The organism is Methyloceanibacter sp. (assembly GCF_049590335.1).
In the GTDB taxonomy this organism is placed as follows: domain Bacteria; phylum Pseudomonadota; class Alphaproteobacteria; order Rhizobiales; family Methyloligellaceae; genus Methyloceanibacter.
This window is the reverse complement of record NZ_JBAWCQ010000047.1, coordinates 1-3,248: the sequence shown is the minus strand read 5'-3', so window position 1 is coordinate 3,248 and position 3,248 is coordinate 1. Positions and strand designations below refer to the sequence as shown.

The window sequence follows — 3,248 nt, the reverse complement described above, 5'->3', positions numbered from 1 at the left end:
TATCGGCCAAGGTCGACCGGTCGATCCCGGTCCGAGCGACCAGTTCGGCCTGCGGCAACCCTTCCTCCAGCGACACGGCCGTCAGCACTGCATACTGCCGAGGCGTAAGGCCGCCCTTCTTTGCTTCTTCGGCGAAAATATCCGCCGCCCGCTGACCTGCGCGATGCAAGAGATGCGTCGCAGAATTGTCGAGCGGATTCTTGCTCTTCGTCGTCATATGGACGTTCCCCGTATTGTATGGCGCCTCGGCTCTGCAAAGTCGGACCTTAAAATTTTTGGCGCCCACTGTCTTACAACCCAAGTACACACGCGGCCACATGTTGCGGCAACCGGACATGCTGTCACCCCAAACCAAACCACAAAGTACTTTCCTGCTAGAGCCAAACCGCACACTGAAGACTTCATATCTTCCACAAGAACGCAACCTACAAGAGACTTTTTTATGTCCCCGCGTGTGGAGCACGCCGTCTCAATGCTACTGCGAGTTTTCCTCGACCCCATAGCGCTGCATCAGCGGCACCTGGGACATCGCGAAGACAAATGTAATCGGGAGGAATCCGAAGGCTTTGAAACTCACCCACGTATCGGTCGAGAAACTGCGCCAGACAAACTCATTAAGTACTGCCATGGCTACGAAGAATATCGCCCAACGTATTGTCAATTTCTGCCAACCTTCGTCCGTTAGATTGAAAACGGGGCCGAACAACAGCGCCAACACATGCTTCCGCGCGAAGAGCCCACCGATCAACAGCACCGCGAACATCGTGTAGACGATGGTCGGCTTAATTTTGATGAACGTGTCGTCGTGCAAATAGAGGGTCAGTCCACCGAACGCGAGAACCAGCCCCGCACTGACGATCGGCATTATGGGCACTTTTCGGTAGAGCCACCAGGCAACGCCCAACGCGAGGAGCGTCGCCACCATGAAGGCCGCTGTACCGACAAAAATGCCGTAGGCCGCATTAACTCCGAAGAAGACCAACAGCGGCCCAAGCTCAATGAGAAGCTTTCCGGCCACGGACTGCTCGGAATCCTTGGCCTTCTTGATCGTAGTTTTCGGCCCCGTCTCGGTCGTGGATTTAGGCGGCTGCGTCATTCTGGTGTCCGGCTCCTGCGATCGCGGCTGCGAATTCGTTTGCATCAAACGGTTCGAAATCCTCGATCCCCTCACCAACACCTATTGCGTTGATGGGAAGACCGAACTTTTCTGCTATCGCCACCACAATGCCACCCCGCGCCGTACCATCGAGTTTGGTCACGACGAGATTGGTCACTCCGGCGATTTCGCGGAAGGTCTCAACTTGGTTCAATGCGTTCTGCCCGGTGGTTGCATCAAGCACGAGCAACACCGTATGGGGCGCAGTCTCGTCGAGCTTCTTTAGAACGCGAACAATCTTTGCCAGCTCGGCCATGAGGTCGCCCTTGTTGTGCAGACGCCCCGCCGTATCGATCAAGAGCACACCGGTGTCGGTCGCCTTCGCACGTTCCAGGGCCTCGAAGGCGACACCGGCGGGATCGGTGCCAACCGACTTTGCGATCACCTCGGCGCCCACGCGCCCGCCCCAAATCTTCAACTGATCGACAGCGGCGGCCCGGAACGTGTCTCCGGCCGCGAGCATGACGCTCTTGCCGTTGCGGGCGAACTGGTACGCCAGCTTGCCGATCGTGGTGGTCTTGCCAGTCCCGTTGACCCCAACCACCAGAATCACATGGGGCTTGGCGCCCTCACTGAGTTCGAGCGGCTGCGCGACCGGGGCCAGCACGCCCGCGACCTCATCCGCCAGAACCGCACGCACATCGTCCTCGCTGAGGCTCTTATCGTGCCGGCTCTTCGAGAGGCGCTCGCGAATACGGTCGGCCATGGCAAAACCGAGATCCGCCTTGAGCAGGACCTCTTCCAGTTCGTCCAGCGTTTCCTCGTCAAGCTTGCGCTTGGTCAGTATGCCGGTGAGGTTTTCGCTGAGCGCATTGGACGTGCGCGACACGCCGGCTTTGAGCCGCGCGAACCACCCCTTCTTTTCCCCGGACGTCTCACCGCCGCTCACCGCAGCGCCTCCGCAAGCAAGGCGGCGCCGTCATCGCCGGAGACCATGCAATCGACAAGCGCACCTGCGCTCGCCGTACGAGGATCGAGACGGACAGGCGTGAAGTCAGTAGACCGGCCCTGTCGTTCGGTTTCCATGAGCACCTGGATACGGCGCCCCTTGGCGCTTTCAAGATGAGCCTGCAAAGCAGAGGCGCCCTTCTCGCGCAAGGCCCGCGCGCGCTCGGCGACGACTGCGCCGTGAACCTGCGGCATGCGCGCGGCGGGCGTACCCTCGCGCGGTGAGAACGGGAACACATGCAGGAAGGTCAAGCCGCAATCGTCAACCATCGAGAGCGTGTTTTCGAACATGCCGTGGGTCTCGGTCGGGAAGCCGGCGATGATATCGGCGCCGAATGCGATGTCGGGACGCGCGCGCCGCATCGCCTCGCAGAACGCGACGGAGTCGGCCCGGGCATGACGCCGCTTCATGCGCTTCAAGGTGAGATCGTCGCCCGCCTGCAAGGACAGGTGCAGATGCGGCATCAGCCGCTCTTCCTCGGCGATGGCCGCGATGAGGTCGGGGTCCGCCTCGACGGAATCGATAGACGAGAGTCTTAGTCGCGGCAATTCGGGAACGAGCTTGAGGACCGTCCGCACGAGCTTGCCCAGGGTCATCACACCCGGGAGGTCCTTGCCGTAGGCCGTCATGTCGACGCCGGTCAGGACAATCTCCTGATAGCCGTTCTCAAGCAGGCGGCGGACCTGCGCCACAACCTCGCCCGCGGGCACCGAACGCGACGGTCCGCGTCCGTAAGGAATGATGCAGAACGTGCAGCGATGGTCGCAGCCATTTTGAATTTGCACATAGGCTCGTGCGCGGCCGCCGAACCCGTCGATCAGATGGTTCGCCGTCTCCTTGACTGACATGATGTCGTTTACGGAAACTCTCTCGGTCTCGCCCGTGCCAAATTTATGTGGACCAAGCCCAGGATTGCCGAGCGCTCGGAAGGTAGGCGCCTCGAGCTTCTCCTGGTTGCCGACGACGCGGTCCACTTCGTCCATGCCGGCAAAATGATCTGGGTCAATTTGGGCCGCGCAACCGGTCACCACGATCTTCGCTCCTGGACGCTCCCGCCGCGCCTTGCGGATCGCCTGGCGCGCCTGGCGCACCGCTTCGCCCGTCACCGCGCACGTGTTGACAATCACCGCGTCGGCAACGCCG

4 protein-coding genes are annotated in these 3,248 nt (G+C 60.8%); all 4 read right to left on the bottom strand.

Going from position 1 to position 3,248, the window contains the following annotated elements:
• The coding region (locus tag WBQ77_RS03270) for a MarR family winged helix-turn-helix transcriptional regulator (protein ID WP_424058915.1) at window positions 1-217 on the bottom strand (217 nt) is incomplete at its 3' end.
• A gap of 258 nt (window positions 218-475) precedes the next feature.
• Complete coding sequence (locus WBQ77_RS03265; RefSeq protein WP_424058914.1) at window positions 476-1,096, bottom strand: septation protein A; 621 nt, start codon at window positions 1,094-1,096, stop codon at window positions 476-478.
• Window positions 1,080-2,045, bottom strand: a complete 966-nt coding sequence (gene ftsY / locus WBQ77_RS03260; RefSeq protein WP_424058912.1) for a signal recognition particle-docking protein FtsY — start codon at window positions 2,043-2,045, stop codon at window positions 1,080-1,082. The genes WBQ77_RS03265 and ftsY overlap by 17 nt, the downstream gene beginning before the upstream one ends.
• The coding region (gene mtaB / locus WBQ77_RS03255; protein WP_424058910.1) for a tRNA (N(6)-L-threonylcarbamoyladenosine(37)-C(2))-methylthiotransferase MtaB at window positions 2,042-3,248 on the bottom strand (1,207 nt) is incomplete at its 5' end. The genes mtaB and ftsY, both read right to left, overlap by 4 nt.

What these genes read in the sequence shown, in the direction of transcription:
- WBQ77_RS03265 (WP_424058914.1), bottom strand. Translation starts at nt 1,096, where the DNA reads ATGACGCAGCCGCCTAAATCCACGACCGAGACGGGGCCGAAAACTACG.